Raw genomic sequence first — 1,505 nt, forward strand, 5'->3', positions numbered from 1 at the left:
TGCATGTGCATCCTGTTCATCCCTGCGGACGGGTGGCATACGCCGAAGGTCATGGACGCGCTGTTGGGGAAGTTTGCTGCCGTGTGAGAGGGCGGTGGTTGCCACCGGTCAGGGACGCGGCGAGCGGAATGTCGGTGGCGTCGTTGATCAGGTGATGCTTGCTGCCCGTCCTGCCCCGGTCGACAGGGCTTCGTCCAGTCTTGGAGCCCCTTTTAACGCCCGGATGTGGGAGCCGTCGACCGTCGCACGGGAGAAGTCCAGGGCGTTCGCACCGCGCAGCTCGGCGAGCAGGACCTCGTGCAGCCGGTGCCACACTCCGGCCTCGGTCCACTCGGCCAGCCGCCGTCAGCAGGTCATGCCCGAGCCGAAGCCAAGCTCCTGCGGCAGGTGCTCCCAGGCAATCGCGGTGTGCAGCACGAACAGGATGCCCTGGAACACCAGCCGGTCCGGATGCCGCTTGCGCCCCGGATGCCAGGCCCGACGCTCAACCTTGGGCAGCAGCGGCTCGATCACCGCCCACAGCTTATCGTCGACTTCCCACGGCTTCGACCGCGCCACCCCGCACCCCAGATCACCAGTCCCGGAGTGATCCACCCACGTCGAAGATCGTTTCGTTAGGAGTTCTAAGCTTGACTCTGTCGGGGATCTTGGATGGTTGAGGTCAGGTGCCGAGGGTGCGCCAGGACTTTGAGCGGGGGATCCCCTGCTGGTCCAGGAAGGTCTGGAAGGCGGTCGGCGGTCTCGGTGAAGAGGGTTCCTTCGTCGCTGGCCGGCCGCTGAGCCGTTCGATGTTCACGGCGATGGCCGTGAGTACGTGTTGCAGGTGGGCTTTCGGCTGTCCGCGGTAGCGGCAGTGGCGCATGCCGTGTCCGTGGGCGAACTCGTTGACCGTGCCTTCCACTCCGGAGCGGACGGCATAGCGGGTCTTCCACTCGGGAGTCTGTTGCTCGGTGCGGACGCGGAGTTGCAGGTCACGGAGTGCTCGTGGGGGAAAGCCGACGTTGCGGGCGCTCTGGTGGGAGGTGGTGCACTGGGTGCGGACCGGGCAGGGCTGGCACTGGCCCTTGGTGAACCGTGCCACGATCAGCGGGGCCGCGGTGGGCGAGGAGGTCGGGTAGGGGCCGTGCCAGCCCCGGCTGGCCTGGCCCTGGGGGCAGGTCACCTGCTGGCGGTCGTAGTCGATGTGGAAGTCGTCCCGGCCGAAGCCCTCGCCTCGGCGGTGCTGCCGGGTGGGGTTTCCCGGCAGTGGTCCGGTGACGGTGACCTGGTGTTCCCGGGCGGCCTGTTCCAGGTGGACCAGGGAGGTGTAGCCGCTGTCGACGAGGTGCTCGGCGGGCAGCAGGCCGCGGCGGTGCAGGCGGGTGTGGATGCCGGGCAGGACCTGGCTGTCGTGCGTGGTGGCCGCGGTGGTGGCCACGTCCGTGATCACGTTGGGGCCGTCGGGGGCACAGGTCTCGGTCAGGTGAGCGGAGAACCCCTTCCAGCTGATGATGTGTCCGTGGCGT

Annotated in this window: 1 protein-coding gene and 1 pseudogene; both read right to left on the minus strand. The window is 68.0% G+C overall.

Annotation, left to right across the window (positions count from 1 at the left end; all coding sequences use genetic code 11):
* Positions 1 to 79: 79 nt before the first annotated feature.
* Positions 80 to 558 (minus strand): annotated as a pseudogene (locus IEZ19_RS52490) (IS5 family transposase); the annotation flags it as partial.
* Between the two features lie 103 nt (positions 559 to 661).
* Positions 662 to 1,505, minus strand: an 844-nt coding sequence (locus tag IEZ19_RS49800; protein ID WP_189317960.1) for a transposase, incomplete at its 5' end; no start/stop codon positions are given.

Source organism: Streptomyces brasiliensis (genome assembly GCF_014647875.1).
GTDB lineage: Bacteria > Actinomycetota > Actinomycetes > Streptomycetales > Streptomycetaceae > Streptomyces > Streptomyces brasiliensis.